This window comes from Fibrobacter sp. UWB13, from assembly GCF_900177805.1.
In the GTDB taxonomy this organism is placed as follows: domain Bacteria; phylum Fibrobacterota; class Fibrobacteria; order Fibrobacterales; family Fibrobacteraceae; genus Fibrobacter.
Window position 1 is genome coordinate 49,098 of record NZ_FXAX01000002.1, and the last position, 17,844, is coordinate 66,941.

Annotated in this window: 11 protein-coding genes and 2 tRNA genes; 3 read left to right on the plus strand and 10 right to left on the minus strand. The window is 48.1% G+C overall.

Annotation, left to right across the window (positions count from 1 at the left end; all coding sequences use genetic code 11):
- Positions 1-3 precede the first annotated feature (3 nt).
- Positions 4-3,765 (plus strand): FISUMP domain-containing protein, encoded by a 3,762-nt coding sequence (locus tag B9Y77_RS10025; RefSeq protein ID WP_085491525.1) that lies wholly within the window; start codon positions 4-6, stop codon positions 3,763-3,765.
- Between the two features lie 87 nt (positions 3,766-3,852).
- Here the strand turns inward: B9Y77_RS10025 and B9Y77_RS16230 are convergent, their stop codons facing one another.
- The 8 genes from B9Y77_RS16230 to B9Y77_RS10055 all read right to left on the minus strand — a co-directional run bounded on the left by B9Y77_RS16230 (position 3,853) and on the right by B9Y77_RS10055 (position 15,107).
- Positions 3,853-3,981, minus strand: coding sequence for a hypothetical protein (locus tag B9Y77_RS16230; protein ID WP_254899997.1), 129 nt, complete (start codon positions 3,979-3,981; stop codon positions 3,853-3,855).
- Entirely contained in the window at positions 3,965-4,132 is a 168-nt protein-coding gene (locus B9Y77_RS15965) for a hypothetical protein (RefSeq protein WP_217807241.1), read from the minus strand. Before B9Y77_RS15965 ends, B9Y77_RS16230 begins: the two co-directional genes overlap by 17 nt.
- Positions 4,133-4,149: 17 nt before the next feature.
- Positions 4,150-9,816, minus strand: a complete 5,667-nt coding sequence (locus tag B9Y77_RS10030; protein ID WP_085491526.1) for an InlB B-repeat-containing protein — start codon at positions 9,814-9,816, stop codon at positions 4,150-4,152.
- A 182-nt stretch (positions 9,817-9,998) separates the two neighbouring features.
- Positions 9,999-10,220, minus strand: a complete 222-nt coding sequence (locus tag B9Y77_RS10035; protein ID WP_073424974.1) for a hypothetical protein — start codon at positions 10,218-10,220, stop codon at positions 9,999-10,001.
- Positions 10,207-11,097, minus strand: coding sequence for a 4-hydroxybenzoate octaprenyltransferase (locus B9Y77_RS10040; RefSeq protein WP_073424973.1), 891 nt, complete (start codon positions 11,095-11,097; stop codon positions 10,207-10,209). The genes B9Y77_RS10035 and B9Y77_RS10040 overlap by 14 nt, the downstream gene beginning before the upstream one ends.
- Positions 11,098-11,144: 47 nt before the next feature.
- Positions 11,145-11,750 (minus strand): UbiX family flavin prenyltransferase, encoded by a 606-nt coding sequence (locus tag B9Y77_RS10045; protein ID WP_085491527.1) that lies wholly within the window; start codon positions 11,748-11,750, stop codon positions 11,145-11,147.
- A complete protein-coding gene (locus tag B9Y77_RS10050) occupies positions 11,747-12,550 on the minus strand; it encodes a class I SAM-dependent methyltransferase (protein WP_085491528.1) in 804 nt (267 codons plus the stop codon). The genes B9Y77_RS10045 and B9Y77_RS10050 overlap by 4 nt, the downstream gene beginning before the upstream one ends.
- A gap of 103 nt (positions 12,551-12,653) precedes the next feature.
- Complete coding sequence (locus B9Y77_RS10055) at positions 12,654-15,107, minus strand: CotH kinase family protein (protein WP_254899998.1); 2,454 nt, start codon at positions 15,105-15,107, stop codon at positions 12,654-12,656.
- 236 nt (positions 15,108-15,343) lie between these two features.
- Between B9Y77_RS10055 and B9Y77_RS10060 the strand changes: the two genes are divergently transcribed.
- Positions 15,344-15,416 (plus strand) — tRNA-Phe (locus B9Y77_RS10060).
- Positions 15,417-15,604: 188 nt separating this feature from the next.
- Here the strand turns inward: B9Y77_RS10060 and B9Y77_RS10065 are convergent.
- Positions 15,605-16,798, minus strand: coding sequence for an HD-GYP domain-containing protein (locus B9Y77_RS10065; RefSeq protein WP_073424970.1), 1,194 nt, complete (start codon positions 16,796-16,798; stop codon positions 15,605-15,607).
- Positions 16,799-16,886: 88 nt separating this feature from the next.
- On the opposite strand from B9Y77_RS10065, the gene B9Y77_RS10070 reads away from it, so the two are divergent.
- A tRNA-Ser gene (locus B9Y77_RS10070) sits at positions 16,887-16,967 on the plus strand.
- A gap of 44 nt (positions 16,968-17,011) precedes the next feature.
- On the opposite strand, the gene B9Y77_RS10075 is transcribed toward B9Y77_RS10070, so the two are convergent.
- Positions 17,012-17,722: a ComF family protein gene (locus tag B9Y77_RS10075; protein ID WP_085491529.1), complete on the minus strand. Its 711-nt coding sequence runs from the start codon at positions 17,720-17,722 to the stop codon at positions 17,012-17,014.
- Positions 17,723-17,844 lie beyond the last annotated feature (122 nt).

Below are 17,844 nucleotides of genomic sequence, written 5' to 3' on the forward strand. Positions count from 1 at the left end.
AATATGCACATTGCGTACAACGCATTCAAAAAGGCATTCTTTTCTTTATGCCTGACACTTCCGTTTTACATAGCCGCTTGCGGTGACGATAGCGACAACAATTCAACCGCAATTATCGAAGACGACGAAGAAGACAACCTCGGTGGCGAAACCTTCAAGGACACCACCATCACGAGCAACCAGTTCAATTCCAACGCGGGCGTTGTCAACATCATCAAGAGCGAAATTCTGGATGTCAAAAGCGGCAACTCCTACAAAACCATCCAATTCGGTCCGTACACGTGGATGGCAGAGAACGCAAACTACAAGATTTCACGCAGTGCATGCTACGACGGGGATACCGACTACTGCAAAACGTACGGACGCTTATACCAGAGCATGAACGCCGACCAGGCTTGCCCCAGCGGGTTCAAAATTCCGTCCGAAGCGGACTTCAAATACATCACGCGCTTCACAAATTCCATTACCGACCCCGCATTTGGCTTCAACCCGCAAATGTCCGGCTTCTGTGAAACGGTCAATGGCGAACTGCAATGTTCCCGCCTCGGCAAAGAGGCATACTACCTCACCACCGATTTCAACGTATTTAGAGTCAACAACAAAAGCAAATTCGACTTTCCCGAAGCAAACTATAGTGCATATTACGCACTCCGTTGCATGAAAACTTCGCACTTTGTCGAAAACGACAAACAGCTCCCGATTTGCGATTCTACCACTTACAATAGCCTCAGCAACTTCTATGTCGCAAGCAAAGGATACAACTACCGCTGCAACCGCAAAAAATGGGTCGAAGCCGAAGACAACTCCTGCCCATCCGCAGAACGTGGCGAAAAGCATTACTACAAAGACACCTTGTTCGTATGCCGCGGTTCCTGGCAATACGCAACCATGAGCGACGTAGACGTGAGCTGCACCAAGAAAAACCAGTGGGAAATCCTCAAGCTCAACGGTCAAAGCTACATCTGCGACGATTCCACATGGCGCAAGCCCTCCACCGTCGAAACGGCAATCGGACTTTGCACGCTCGACAGCTTAAAGAAGATGAGTGCCGCCATCGACAAGGACAACGAAGACACCACGGATTACATCTGCGATTCCACAGGCTGGCGCAGGGCAGTCCTCACAGACTCCATCGGGTTCTGCACCAAGAAAAACCAATGGGAACAAAAGAAAAATTACGAACAGGACTACATCTGCAAAGACTCCACATGGCGTAAGCCGACCACCATCGAAGCCGCCATCGGGCTCTGCACACCCGACAGCATCAAAAAAATGGGCGCTGTCAAAACCAAGAGCGACACCACGGAATACTTCTGCGATTCTACAGGCTGGCGCAGGGCAGTCCTCACAGACTCCATCGGTAAATGCACACTCAGCAGGGATTGGGAAGAGAAAAAGAATTACGGCAAGAACTACATCTGTAGGGATTCCGTCTGGAAACGAGCCACCACGCGCGAAGATTCCATCGGATTCTGCACGCCAAAGCGAATTGGCAAAATCGACTCCCTCAAGAGCGGCAACAGCTACAGCTCTTACTACTGCGATTCCACAGGCTGGCGCAGCACCGTCATGGTAGACTTTGTCGGCAAATGCGAATCTTCAAAGTTCTACACGACCGTCGAATACAGGAGCACAACATACGTTTGCCGCCCCACCAAGAAATGGGACATATTGAGCTCGACCGAAAAGAGCATCGGCATTTGCTCGCCCAAGATCAACGGAAAAATCGACACCTTAAAATCTAGCGGCACAAGCTACATCTGCGATTCCACAAGCTGGCGCACCACTAACATTTACGACTATTACGGCGATTGCGATTCCACCAAGCTCTACACAACAAAAACGTTCAACGACGAGACTTACGGCTGCACGAACCCCACAAAATGGGAAAAACTCACGCACCCCACATCTGAATTCGGATTCTGCATGCCAAAGCTCAAAGGCACCATAAAAACAGACAAATCCGGCAAGGACTTTATCTGCGATAGCATCTGGAGAAACGCGACCAAAGCCGAAGTTCTCGGCACATGCGATTCGAGCAAGCAAACGCTCCAAAAATCGTACAACTCCGTCACGTACGCTTGCGTGAACAACGAATGGCGAACGCTCACCTCATTGGAAACCGCCTTGGGACTATGCACAAAGGAAAATCTAAACATCATAAAGTCAAAGGATAACGTAAGCTACATTTGCAACGATACCGGCTGGGCAAAATACACCGTCGAGCAAGTATTCGGGGAATGCTTTTATAAAAACGAATACAAGACTGCCGAATTTGGCGGCTACGAATACGTTTGTAAGCACAACAAATGGACCTTAATAGACTCCATCGAATACGCCTTGGGATTCTGCAAAGAAACAAGTTACTACAAAGTATATGAATACAAGGGCGATTACTACTATTGCAGCGACGATGAGGAATGGGAAATTGCCCCAGCCAGATACGCCCTACAGGCTCTAGATAAATGCACATCAGAAAAACTCGGCAAAACGGCTATGTACCGCGGGGTAGAGTACTACTGTTCCGATGGCGATATATGGTATGAGTACACAACCTTGGATAAGGAACTTGGCGTATGCCATAGCGGAATCATAGACAAAGTCGTTGAATATAACGGTAAAAATTACGGTTGTGCGTTCATAAATGGCAATGGACAAAGAAAATATTTTTGGCGAGAAGAAGAAGAAGCAGACAGACTTTTAGGATTCTGCCATGGGTTGGTAAAAAAAATAATCTGGAAAGAATACAACGGTAAAGATTACGTTTGCGATGACGATGAAGGCAAATGGACAAGCTCCGGCTCAATGTTCCCCATGTACGGCTCATGCACCTCTAGCCAAACAGAGAAACTAGGTGTTACGGTAGGTTTAAACGGACAGCACTACTATTGCAACACCAACATGAACTCAACATCGAATGATTTGACCGGTTGGTACGCCTTACAGCCCATCGACAGCATCAAAGGACCTTGCTATTACGACAAGCTTGGCGACACGCTGACGTTCGAAGGCGCCCACTATTATTGCGGCAAAAATATCAACGGGTATTACAGATGGCTCCCCGCCACAACGTTTTTCCAGTACTACGGCAAATGCGGAATGGCAAACGAAGGCAAAGTCGCCGAGTTCAACGGAATGAACCTGCAATGCTACGAGAACAATTGGCGCAGAGACCCGGGCGATTACAGGAGCATCACCGACTCCAGAGACGGCAACAGGTACAAGACCATCAAGATTGGCAAGCAGGAATGGTTTGCCGAAAACTTGAAATACGAAATCGAAGGCAGCTGGTGCGGTGGCAACATCAACGGTTGCAATACGTACGGTCGCCTGTACAGTTGGGACATGACCATCGGGCAACCGAAAGACGCACACCCGACATTGGCAGACATCGAAGACCCGGAAGATTTACAAGGCGTTTGTCCGAAAGGCTGGAGAGTCCCCTCGACGCTAGACTGGAGCATCCTCCTCAAGGAATGCAACAGCGCAGACATCAGCAAAACACTGACGGGTTACGATTCATTGCACACGGACCTCTGCGGATTCTCGGCGTTCCCGACAGGCTACGAAAACGTCTTCTTCCGGAACGGAATCGACTACACAGAGGAACTTGTGACAAGCTCAACCCTTCCCGCCTACTGGAGTTCTGAACAAGTGACCGACACAACGGCAACATCAGTGGTGATCCCCAGCAAATCTAACACAATTTCTGCCACCACTAGAAAGAAGGTCTACGGCTACCCCGTCCGTTGCATCAAGAAATAACCGATACTTCTCTATACAAGAATGCCGTCCAGTTTCAAGAGCTGGACGGCATTTTTCATTCTGCCTGCTCGGAGGCAGGCATCTCCTTTATTCTTCTCGACCTACCGAAATATGATCGGGGAGATAAGGACTTGACTCCAAAAGCGGTACTTGCGCTTCAATCACAATCACCTTGATTTCTGGAGTCACATATTCCTTCTTAGACGTGTTCGACATCTGAAACTCCATCGTTATACCCGAAGCCATTACCGTAACCGCAGCCTTCTTCTTGATTGTTAGTACTGCATCCAAGCAAGCAACCTTCGTGTTCAAACTGAACCACGGTCATTTCGGGTGCGATATAGTTTTTTTTCATTTCGTCTTTCATAGTCTTCATTCCTGTATTTATTTCTTTAAAACCTTCTTGCCATAGTAGGCGCCACGAGCCTTGCGAGCATCCTTGCCGTAAGCACGTCCCTTCAAGTCGAACTCACGGTTAGCGGAGCGCGGCAATGCAAACTTGCCCGAGCGGGTATTGATCTGTCCGATGACCGTTGTATGTTCGCCACCGTTTTCATCTTCGCCTTCACGGACCACGGTAATCGTTTCAGGCAATTCGCTTGTAATAGAAGCACTCTTCCAATCGGCAACATTGTAACGGGCAACCTTCTTGACTGCCAGCACATTTTGCACATTCGGCAGCGGATTGTATCTCAAGTAAGCGCGCAAGGGACTGATATAAGCACCAGCCTTCCCTCTGACAAAATCACCAATAACAAAGCCATCACCAGCGACACCGACAAACCCATAAATGGCACGACCATCAATCAGCTCAGCATCGCCTTCAGCCCATTTCTTGTACTGGTACACACCGACAAATTCCCAGTCGCCTCTTCTGACCGCAAATTCAGGCTCATTTGTTACAAGTTTCACAGGACCACGAATTTCAAGAGACGTGTGACCCTTCTCCAGTTGCACAATATAAGGCGTATTTGCCTTGAGAAGCGTACTGTAATCGCATTCTCCGACAAGATTGTCACAAACCTTAGCCGGAGCTTCAGCAGGCTTATCCCAAACACCGAGCGTTTTAGCATCGAGCCTTATAATCACGCCCTTATCATTCTTAACAGTGTCCATTCTCGAGAATGAATCAATATGCTCAGCGCCAATCAAGTTATCCGCATAGACCTCGAACGGGAACATGACCGTTGCATATCTGCCAGCGGTAAAGCCTCTATTGAATTTGACTTCATCCACCGTAGTTTCCTGAGTAATGACAACAGGCATATCCTTGTCGAAATTACCGTCAAGCGTAGCAACCATCTTATCTTCTGCATTCTTCGTAATCACAAGGGCAGGGGGATACACATACTTGTCAGCAAGTTCAAGCAGCCCTTCTTCATGGATGATTCCCGTATAAGAGTTGCCCAGGTCATCGTAGTAACTCATGTCATTAGCAACCAAAATGGAGTCATTATAGCTACTGGCCTTGACCGTAGCACCGGAGAGATAGATTGTCATTTGCTTAGAGTTGTCAGCATAAATACCCCTGCAACCATCTTCTGCCAACGCCGTCACCGTACCGCCCTTCAAATACACATCACTCCCATAGGAGCCGATGCCAAAGCATGCACAATTTTCTTCGCTATAATAGATTGAAGATGTAGCATTGACTTTACCGCCGGCAATTGTAACATTCCCGTTCGCATTAATAGCGTAACCACCCGTAGCGGTAACGGTTCCTCCGTTGATGTCAACATTTCCGAGAGAAGAAAGACCTGATCCAGATTCAGGTCTTTCACCTGTAGCATGGGCTTCAACCGTACCGCCATTGACCACCAGAGAATTTCCATGAGCATAAATAGCTTGTTTTCTTCCAAAGGCTTTTACAACGCCATCATTAATCTTAACAGAGCTACCTCCAATACCGGTTATCTCGCCTGTAGCCTTAACAACGCCGCCATTGATTGTCAATGCATCATCAACATCTATAGCAGAATAAGAATCCGCATTTACTTCAAAAACGCCCTGATTTACGCCCGTGCTCTGAGCATAGATGGTGAGGTTTTCAAACAAAGTATTATTTTCAACAGTCAACTTGGCGTCATCCGCAAGAATCAAGTGAAGAGTCGGAGCCGCAAACGCAAAGTTGTTTTTATAAGACACTTCGCTATTGACCAAGACCCAACCACCGTTTGTAAACAATTCACTATCAGCGCATTCGGTACCGACAAGCTCGTAATCCGGAGTGACGCTCTGTTCCTCACCATTTTCATCAAGGTAAGTAACTTCCGTCAAATCTTCCCACAAGCCATAGGCAATAGGACTATTGAAATTCGTAAAGTCAAACAGTTCCTGATAAGACTTGTCGGCATACCACCTGAACTTTTTCCCTTTAGCAACAGGAGTGCAAGGAATTTTGCCAAGAATCACAGGCTTATCCTCATCAGCGTCGTCAACAACAAACTTGACCATTTTCGCCGGATACAGATTTTTGTGAGCAATTAATGCAATCTGTTCAGCATTAAGAGTTTCACTATACGCATTACCTGGTTCATCCACATAAACAAGATCAGGAGCAACCGCTATTGAATATTTATCCCCTCCTGGAATAATATACATACTAGCCTGGACCGTCGCGCCTGCAAGCTTAATACCAGCAAAATCCTCATCAGTCTCTTTTATAACAATTTCTCCAGAAGCAGCAACAGAGCCTTTATTAAATTCAGCATTACTTGTTTCAATAGCGTCAGCCCAGATTCTACCACCATTTACAACAAACTTATCCGCGACATTTAAAGAAAGTTTCTTATTCGCATCATTTAAAGCAAGACTCAATCCGCCCATTTTTTTGCCTAGGCTTTGAGCATAAATGGTCAGATTGCCAAATTCAGCACTGCCTTCACTATTATTGCATTCAAAAGTCAGCCAAGCGTCATCCATAAGAATGAGATTGACATTTTTCCCTGCAAAATTGAAATCGCTGCAATTGTAATACATCTTGCCACTGACCACGTACCATCCATCCGATGGCGTGAACGAGACTCCCATCGAGCTACCAGAATTAGCGGCGCCTGGAGTAGAGCTAGAACTGGTGGGGACAAGTGCAGTATAGTCTTCTGTAAGCGTCTGCGTTACGCCGTTCTCATCGATGTAAGTGATTTCAACCAAATCCTCCCACTTGGCATAAGCCGTAGCACCACTTTCGAAATTCGTAAAGTCAAACGGGGTTTGATAAGACTTATCGGCATACCACCCGACGAAAGTTCCCAAATAACGAGTGGAAGCGCCAGGATCTACGCCAGGAACCCACACCTTTTCGCTAACAGAGCTGCCATCAACAAACGTGATCGTTTTGGCAAGAGAAAGCGTTTTGCCAGCCATCAATGCAATCTGGTCAGCATCAAGAGTATTGCGGTACTCATTACCTTTTTCATCCACATAAACAAGACCGGGGTAAACCATTACTACATACTGGGACCCTTCTGGAATAGAATACGAATTAGCCCAGACCGTCGCACCAGCAAATAAAATAGCAGCAAAATCCTTATCACTCTCTTTTACAACAACATCTCCATCAACAATAACAGAGCCATTAATAAATTCAAACATATCAGCTTCAATAGAGCTACCTATCAAAATTGAGCCTCCACAAACAGACAATGCATCTGTTTTCAAAGAAGACACTTCAAATTCGCCCATATTTTTGCCCAGACTTTGGGCATAAATGTTAAGATCGCCAAATTCAGCACTGCCTTCATTACTGTTGCAATCAACAGTCAGCTTCGCTCCATCCATAAGAATGAGATTGACTTCTGCCCCACTAAACTTGAAATCTTCACAATCGTAAAGCACTTCGCCACTGACCACATACCATCCCGTCGTGTTGCTAGAACTAGAGGCAACACTACTGGAACTAGAAACGATGCTAGAACTGCTTGCAGCACCGCTCGAACTGGAGCTAGGACTAGAGGCTACAAGTACAGTGTAGTTATCCTCAAGCGTCTGCGTTACGCCGTACTCATCGATGTAAGTAACTTCAACCAAATTTTCCCACCTGGCATAAGCATAGTCTCCATCCTGGAAATTCGTAAAGTCAAACAGAGGATCGTCACTAGACTTGCCGGTATACCACCCGAGAAACTTTTTCCAAATGTGAGTAGGGTTGCTAGGAATTACACCAGGGATCCACGCCTTTTCACTCACAGAGCTGCCATCAACAAACTTGACCATCTTCGCAGGGGCAACCATTTTGCCTGCCATTGATGCAATTTGGTCTGTACTAAGATAGCTGCGGTACGCATTACCTTGTTCATCACCATAAACAAGATCAGTCGAAATCCATAATGAATATTCTGGAATTGTATAAAAACTAGCCTTGACAGTTGCGCCAGAAAAATTGACACTGGTTAATTCACCCTCATTTAAAATAATTCCACCATCAACAACTACAGAACCTTTCTCAAATGTAACATAATCCGCTTCAAGAGAGCCTTTTATTGAGATTGATCCTCCATCAACGATCAAATAACCAGCATTTAAAGAAGACACTTCAAATTTGCCCATGTCTTTGCCCAAACTTTGAGCATAAATGAACAAACTCTCAAATTCAGCGCATTTTTCATTATTGCTATTTGTAACAGTCAGCTTCGCTCCATCCATAAGAATGAGATTGACATCTTTCCCTGTAAAATCGAAATCGCTACAATCATAAGACACTTCGCCACTGACTACATACCATTCCGTCGTGTTGCTAGAACTAGAAACGCTACCTGAACTAGAAATGCTACTAGAACTAGGAGCAACACCACTTGAACTAGAAATTCTACTAGAACTGCTTGCAGCACCGCTTGAACTGGCAACACTGCTAGAACTAGCGGCTACAAGTACAGTGTAGTCTTCCGTAAGCGTCTGCTCCTGACCATTTCCATCGATGTAAGTAACATTAACCAAATTCTCCCACTTGGCATAAGCAAAATCTCCACTCTCAAAATTCGTAAAGTCAAACAGAGTCTTATACGACTTATCAGCATACCACCCGAGGAACTTCTTCCAAATGCGAGTGGGTTCGCTAGGAATTACACCAGGAATCCACGCCTTTGTACTCACAGAGCTGCCATCAACAAACGTGAGCCATTTCGCAGGGGCAACCGTTTTGCCCGCCATTAATGCAAGCTGTTCAGCACTAAGAGTACCGCTATACGCATTACCTTGTTCATCCCCATAAAGAAGATTATTCCCAACCTTCGCTTCACATAGGTTCGAAACAGAATACGAATTCGCCCTGACCGTTGCGCTAGCAAACTGAATACAAGCACTAACGGTATCTGCATCACTTACAGCAGATACTCCTTCAGTAACAACAACAGTTCCATTATAAAAACGAACATGTTTAGCTTCAATACCTCCACCAACCGATACAGAACCATTTTCGAATTCAACGGCCCCTGCTTTAATATCGCCACCTATCGATACAAAACCATTTTCGAACTCAACGCTCTTCTTTGCTACAACACCGCCACCAACCGATACTGAACCATTTTGGAATTCAACGCTATTTGCTTCAACATTGCCACCTATCGATACAGAACCGTTATTAACACAAACTGATGTCGCATTAACATTGCCCGTTGTTAAGACAGCGCCACTCAGGACATTAATAGCATAAGTGACTTTTAAAGAAGGCACTTCAAATCTGCCCATGTCATCGCCCAAGCTTTGAGCATAAATGTTAAGATTGAGAAATTCAGCAGCACATCCTTCATCACCATTTGTAACAGTCAACTTAGCTCCATCCATAAGAAGGAGGTTAACCCTTTGCCCTGCAAAATTAAAATCGCTACAATCGTAAAACACTTCACCCTTGACTACATACCATTCCGGCATGCTACTAGAACTACTTGCAGCACCGCTCGAACTAGAGACACTGCTAGAACTGGCAGCGGCAAGTACAATGAATTCCTCCGTAAGCGTTTCCTCTCCATTCCAACCAATATACTTGATCGTCTCTTGGCTAGGATCTTCCGCCCATACGGTTGAAACGGCAAGCAACGATACGAGCAGAATCAACACTGACCGTACTTTTGCAAATATGCTTTGGTTATTCATTTTCCTGGTCCCTTCTATGGATTAATAACGATAAAATGTTATTACAAAATTAATACGGGGCAAAATTTAGAAAAATTTACCATAAATGCAATATTATTTTCAAAGTCCATTTGGACAACAGATCTATAGTTTTTTTGAATAACCAGCTAGCGCTTGAAATACATCGCGCCAATAAGCGAGACGGCGAGCATCACAATCATCGCCGTAAGTCCCATGTCCGCCAGATCACGGTGTTCACCCGCCGCCCCCGTTTCAATCAGCAAAATGCAAACGAGAGCCATAACGGCGGCAACGCCACCCATCGTATGGAACATCTTGACTTTTTCTTCGTTCGTGAACTTTCCGTTCGGGCGATTAATAAAGGGCATTGACGTCACCTCCCATGCAAATCCAGACAATGAGCCCCACCATCACGAGCGCGCTAATAGCCACGTTCGCAAGGAAAAAGTCGCGGTTCATGGCATCCAGGTCATTCGACTTTCGGAACAGGTGGATGTAAACTATAGCAGCAGTCATGAGCCCTGTAATTGTCCACCAAATCCAGCCCATGTTCCAGAAAATGCCGAACACCACACAAAGCACAAGCATCGCCAAATGGCTCGCCAGCGCAATGCGCAATGACTTTTCTAGGCCAAAGCGAGCGGGTACAGAATGCAAGCCCTGCTTGCGGTCAATTTCAATGTCCTGCGTGGCGTAAATGATGTCAAAGCCGCCCATCCAGAGCATCAGAATGAACAGGAGGAATATCGGGAACACGGCAAATTCACCGCGAACGGCAATCCAGGCGCCAAGCGGGCTCATGCCAATCGCAAAACCAAGGAACCAATGGCAAAGCCAACTAAAACGCTTCCAGTACGAATACGAGAGCAGCAATAACCACACCGGGAACGCAAGCAAGCCAGCGAGGGGTTTCAAAAGTGCCGCGAACACCACGAACAAAACGCCGTTCAACGCAAGGAACGCAATCACCGACTTGCGGCTCAGGCGCCCAGAGGGCAAATGGCGCTTTGCCGTCCGCGGATTCTCCGCATCGAACTTGGCGTCTGCAATGCGATTAAAGCTCATGGCGCTGTTACGGGCGGTCACCATGCAAAGCACAATGAGCACGATAATGCGGGCGGTTTCAAAAGCGCTCATATCGCGGAAACCGTTTGCCGCAACCCACATGGAACCAATCGCAAACGGCATCGCAAACAGCGAATGGCTCAAACGGACAAGATGTGTAAATTCAAGGATTTTATTCATGGTTTAGTTATTAGTCATTGGTTGTCGTTCCCGCCTTCGTGGATTTGTCATTCCCGCTTGAGCTTGCCCCGGACTTGTTCCGGGGAGCGGGAATCTCCATTCCACGTTTTCGCGACGGTTGCCACCTGCGACGCGCTCACGCCCAAGTGCTTTAGGATTTTCGCGACGACGGTATCCACAAGCTCCTCGATGCTTTGCGGCTTGCTGTAGAACTGCGGCGACGCCGAAATCACGACCGCGCCCGCCAAAGTCACTCGCTTCATATTCTCGATGTGGATCAAGTTGTACGGCATCTCGCGCGGCACAATCACAAGCGGGCGGCGTTCCTTGAGGCAAACATCCGCCGCACGCACAAGTAAGTTATCCGAAGTCCCAGCCGCAATGCGCCCGAGCGTTCCCATGGAACACGGCACCACCGCCATGCCCGCAATATCGCTAGAACCGCTCGCGCATTCCGCAAAAGAATCATCCACGTTGCACACGTCTTTGCAATAGTCGAAAAGCGCACTTTGGCCCTCGTACTCGAGCACCTGTTTGCCTGGGTGCGTCACGATGAGCGTCACCTCATGAAGAAAACGCTGCAAGTACATCGCCGTACGGGTCGCATAAATGCTGCCGCTTGCGCCCGTCACTCCAAGCACAAAGTGGCTCATGCATTCCCCGGCTTGTGCAAGAACACGCCAAACGAAATCCCGCCATCGAACATCTTGACTTGCTTAACTTCAAAGCCGCATTCTTCGGCCATTTTGCAGAACTGATCGACCGGCAAAAAGCGGATAATCGAATTTACCAGGTATTCGTAAGCATCGCGCTTACCGCTAAAGAAGGCGCCCATCACCGGAATAAATAGCGGTGCAAGCACTTTATAGAAGAACTTGTTGAACAAGTTTCGCGGCGAGAAAAATTCCAGAACGCAAAGGTAGCCGCCCGCGTCAAGCACGCGGTACGATTCCAGCAAGGCGCCACGGGCGTCAGGCACGTTACGCATGCCAAAACCGTTCAGAATCACGTCAAACTGGCGTTCGGCAAAAGGCATTTTCATCGCATCGAGCTGTACCGCATGCGCATCGATTTTCTTCGGTTTGACTTCGGCGAGCATCCCGTACGAAAAGTCGCCAATCACAGCGGGGTCCACGACAAAATCGCGCGAAGCCCCGTTTTGCGAAGCGCTCTTGCACGCACACCCGCACTTGTAACCAGATTCGAAAATTTTGCGGAAAGTGTTGGCAAAATCGCCCGTACCCCCGCACAAATCGAGCAAGCGAACTTTATTTGAGCCGCGCGGAGTCTCGCCAATAGACTTTTCCGCGAGCAAACCCGCAGCCATCATCTTTTTCAAACGCTTGCTGCAATACCTGCGCCACAGCACATCCTGATAACAGCTCAGAAAATGATTCAGAAAATCGTAACGGCTCGCTATGCCATCGAACATCTTACGCACGGGACTTTTCATATAGTAAAATGTAGAAATAAAAAACGACCTGGACTTTCATCCAGGCCGCGAATCTCATTTAGGCGCCCGCGCTTCTCGACAAAGCGCCACTCACGCCATCAAATTAATCGCTGAACGTAGCCGTGAAGGTTGCGCCTTCCTTCGGTTCCACCAAACGCGGATTTTCGGCAACACCGTCGCTCCAACCCGTGAATGTAGCACCTGCGCTCGGAGTAGCCGTCAAGAGGATCGGGTTACCCACAAAGAACTTACCCTTGTAAGTCGTAGCGCCGTTCGGGAGAGCAGCACCTTCCATAAGCACCGTACCCTTACCGGTAGCACCGATCGTCACAGAAGCCGTACCGCTCAAGCCGAATTCTTCTTCGTATTCCTGGATAACCTTGGAATCACGGCTAGCAGCCCAAGACTTGAGGCAAGAACCGGTTCTGCTGAATCCGTCACCGCAAGAGTTCTTGTACCACTTCTGATCCTGCTTGAACTTTTCAAGGTCGCGGGTCATTTCGTTGTTGTCAATCGTTGCCACCATGGCATCGACAACCTTTTCCACATTCTTGCCGTTCGTGTAGCTAGTGAACATCACAGCAGAACGGTTGATGAACATACGCTTAAATTCCGGGTTCTTGATAAGCTGGTTATAAAGGTTAGCAAAGCAGCCTTCGTCCTTGCACGGCTTGTTTCCGCCACCCTTCTTGATCCATGCAAACATGTTGTTGCCCTGGTCAAATTCACCATTGTTCACGCCCCACATCCAGTCAAAGCCATGGTCAAGGTCATAGACCATGAACTTCCACGGATAACCCGGAGCAGACCATGCGCGAACGTTGTTGTTCGGCCAGTCACCGTTGTGCATATAAATTTCAGCAGCCATGTATTCGGCGAGGTTGCCCACATCGAGCATCGTCTTCACCGTAGCGTAATTGGCATTGTTTTCGCCAGAGAAATCGTTCTGTGCAACAAAGCTGAGCATCTGCATGTAAGCATCCGTCGTTCCGTTGCTAGCTTCGACTTCCTTGCCCAAGTGCTTGATGAAGTTCACCGTGTTGGCGTCAATCTTGTAGTTCGTTTCGACATAATGCTTGTTGAAGCGTTCACGCATGTCATGGATGCCGTAGTACTTGCCGTTATAGAACACCACTACCTGGCGGCTTCTCTGGTAGTCCACGCTCGTGCCTTCAAGGATTGCACCGCCCATAGCGTCTTCAATGTAGTCGCTCACGTAGCGGTTACCGTTATTGCGGAGGTTGAAGGACTTGTACTTGTCATTCACGCCCTTGCGAGTTTCGAACAACGGATAATTGATGCTACCTTCTTCGTAAATTTCACGGAGGCGAATCGAAACAGACTTCTTGTCGTTCAAGCGGCTATAGCCACCCATCAAAGAAATACCTGCATCCTTTTCCCAGGTTGCGCCATCCTTTGTAGAAGAACCCTTTTCAAAGTATTCCACGTGAATCGGGAGTTCCACATCGGCATAGAGGCCCGCACTGTCCTTGCAGTTCTTCGGGGCTTCGCAACTCGTCTTGATGTAATGTTCACGGAAGAAGCTAGAATCCACGCTAATGGCAACAATCGGCATCTTCACTACATCTTCATCGATGAAGAACGTACGCGTCGTTACCTTGCTCGAAAGAGCGCCAGACTTGAACGTTGCGCAACGGAAGGCTACGCTATGGTCAATCGACTTCGGGGAATTGAATTCCGGAGAATTTTCGTTCGGCACAGAACCATCGGTCGTACAGCGGAGCTTGACACCTTCAGGGAGTGCAGGCGGATTCAACTTAATGGCATCGCTATAGAACCCAGCCTTGAGACCGCTCATATCTGCCGGCGGAGTCGTTTCGTCATAAGACTTTACGCCAGTATTCGGCTTTTCCGGGGTCGGCTTTTCAAAGTACTTCCAATAGCCGCCATCCGTAATGCCCCAGCTATAGCCGGCATTCAGTTCCGGATAATCAACGGAATCGCGAATTCCATTATATCTGTCGATCAAGTAAAGCGTACCGCCGTTCTTGTCGAGTTTCCAGTCCGTATGCGGACGCGTGTGGCGGTCACCGTTATCTGCACTTACAACAGCAGAAATATTCTTCTTGTCGCAGAAGACGACCTTGAAGCCCTTCGGCTTGATGATATCGTCACCAAAAACAAACTTGCGAGGATTCTTGCGGCTTTCAACAAGCGTATAGCCGCTCAAGTTCACATCCTTGTCGCTTGCGTTGTAAAGTTCCACCCAAGACGGATCGTCGCCGTTTTCATCCAAGAAATCCAAGTTAAGCGGAGTAATTTCAGTTATACGTAACGCAGACTGCCCAATCCAAATGAGAGACGTATCCTGCGGCAGGTAAACCGTATCAATCTTAATAATCGTATCGTGCCCGACAACGACTCGCATTGTATCGTAACTCGGATTCAGCGGAGTAACGAGAGTGTCTTTAGTGCCATCCGGATTGGACTTAATGATAGTATCATTGCAAGCACCCGGTGTTAAACATTGAGACCCTGGCTGAAAACCTGGATTATTGATTGTAGCATTTGCGGTATCATCAGCACAGCCAACCATATAAGCTGTACCAAAGACTGCAGCCAGAGAAAAAATCTCTTTAAACCAATTTTTTGAGCGTATCACGGCGACCACCTAAAAAATAAAAGACACATTTCCCACAGATTTTTCCATGGGACACCTCAATTGTCCATCCAACAACACTAAATTTAGTAGTTTTTTCAAAAAAATAACAGTAATATTCTCTTTACCCTTGACAAGTCGAAAATAAATATGTATAATTGGTGCGTCGAAATGGTTCTGTAGCTCAGTTGGTAGAGCAGTGGACTGAAAATCCGCGTGTCGTTGGTTCAATTCCAATCGGAACCACGAAGAAACCTCGGTGAAAACCGAGGTTTTTTCTTTATTTTCAGCAATTTTTAATTGTCATTCCCGCCTACCCGTCCTCGCGCCTGTCCTCGCTTGACGGGGATGACGGGGACGATCGGGAATCTCCCTCCCCACACACAAAAAAAATCGCCCGCACAACGGCGGGCACTAAAAATTTTCAGTGTGATTTATTTCACAGGCGGGAGCATCCCATTCTTGACGAATTCGCCATCAGGCTTATAGCAAGAGTAAAAATCGTCCCAATGCTCCATCAAGATATCGATGAGTTCCGGCTGGAAATGCGAACCACCAGAGCGTTTCATCTCTTCCTTGACACGTTCTTCCGGCCAAGCGGGCTTGTAGCAACGCGGGCTCGAAAGTGCATCCAGCACGTCCGCCACAGCACAAATGCGTGCCGCGAGCGGAATTTCTTCGCCCTTGAGCTTATCCGGGTAACCCGAACCGTCCCAACGTTCATGGTGAGCGCCGGCAATATCAAACGCCATGCAGAGCAAGTCCGTCTTGGAATCGCGCAACAATGTGCGTCCGATAACAGAATGGGACTTCATGATTTCGAATTCATCAGGCGTAAGCTTGCCCGCCTTGTTCAATATCATGTCCGCAATGCCGACCTTACCAAGGTCATGGAGCGGAGCCGCATAGTAAATCAGTTCCTGCTGGTCTGTCGGGAGTCCAAGATACCTGGCGAGCTTCACAGAAATCTCTGCCACACGGTGGATGTGGTCGCCCACTTCCTGGCTGCGGAATTCAGATACTTCGCCCAGAATACGGATAAGTTCCATGTGCGCCGACTTGAGTTCATCAGCCTTGCGTTCCAGCTGCTTTGCATAGCGCTCCAGCTTCTGGGCGCGAATAGCCGACTCAATCGTCTTTGCAGAATAAACAGAGATAAGCTTCAAGCGTTCAAGGTCTTTCTTGGAGAAGAACACATTCTCCCCGACCTTGTTAATTGCCTGGAACACACCCATCACGCGACCATCGCTTTCGAGCGGCATCGTCATCACGGACGTCGTGTGGTAGCCGTTCTTGATGTCGCTTCGGCGGTCAAACCTAGCATCGCGGTACGCATCGTCGACAAGCACCGGTTCACCCGTCTTAAGCGAATACCCGACAAAGCCCGCCGAAAGAGGGATGCGCAGTTCGCTTACACCATGGGCGACCTTGGTCCACAGTTCGTTCCGTTCTTCATCGATTAGCCAGAGTGAGCAACGGTCAGCTTGAACAATCTGCCGTCCCAAATCCGCCATAAGCACCAAAAGGCTGTCGGTCTTATGTTCGGCAGCAATTTTGGGCATGTACTCGAACAGTAGAGCAGCGACTTCGCCGTCTCCAAGATCGGTAGCGTTTTCCAGGTAGCTCATAACATGTAAAAAAATAGTTAATTTCGCACAAAATGCAAAGTATCGTTGACGATATTCGGGATTTTTTTCTATTCTTTGCGCACCAATTGGAGGAATAGGCTAATTGGTAAGTCAGCGGTCTTGAAAACCGCCGCCGTAAGGCTTGGGGGTTCGAGTCCCTCTTCCTCCGTAAAAGCGTTTCCGAGCCCCGGAAACGCTTTTTATTTATACTTCTTATTTGTAAAAAGCGCGGCAATCCGCCGCAAAGTCGGCCGCCGCCGAAGCTGGCTCATCGTAAATTAGCGTACACACCTTCAAAGGGAGCGGAAACTCCGCCCCGAACACCGCCATGCACGATGAAGTAGTCGCCCCCGTCGTAAAAACATCGTCCACCACGACCACAGTCCCCCGCGTAGGCATCTCCCGCGGGAAATTCGCCACAAAAGCCCCCGCCACGTTCAATTCGCGCTCCTCTTTCGAAAGTTTCGTCTGCGAAACCACGAACGTCTTGCGCTTTAGCCACCTGCAAACCTTGCCTCCCGTCGCCGTCGCAAGCGCAGCCGCCAAAAGCTCCGCCTGGTTGTACCCACGCTCGCGATACCTCGCCCTATGGAGCGGAACCGGCACAAAGTAAAGCGGCTGCGCAAGCATCAACAGTTCCTGCGCCACCATCCCCTGCTTTACCGCCGACGAATGTCGCACCAAGTAAGAGGCAAGCCCCGGAATATTCCTGTACTTGAGCGCATGAACAAGCTTGCGCGTCAAAGACCGCATCGGGAAAAGGCAAAACGCATCCTCGTTCGGGAATTTAGGCGCACACGATTCCCGCACAAGTTCCGCCGCGCACGCAGGGCAAAGCCAAGGGTCCAGCCGCTCCGAAGAACTCCCGCACCCCAAGCATTCCATCCCGAAAACAAAATTTGCCACCGTCCGTAAAACGCCCATAAAGCCTCCTGTTATAAAGAGCGATACATAGCGCAAAACCGCGCCAATCTCTATAACACGCTTTTTTCAGGCAAATTGTGCAGTAAAAATTTATTTTACGAGCAAACTAATGACTAATGACC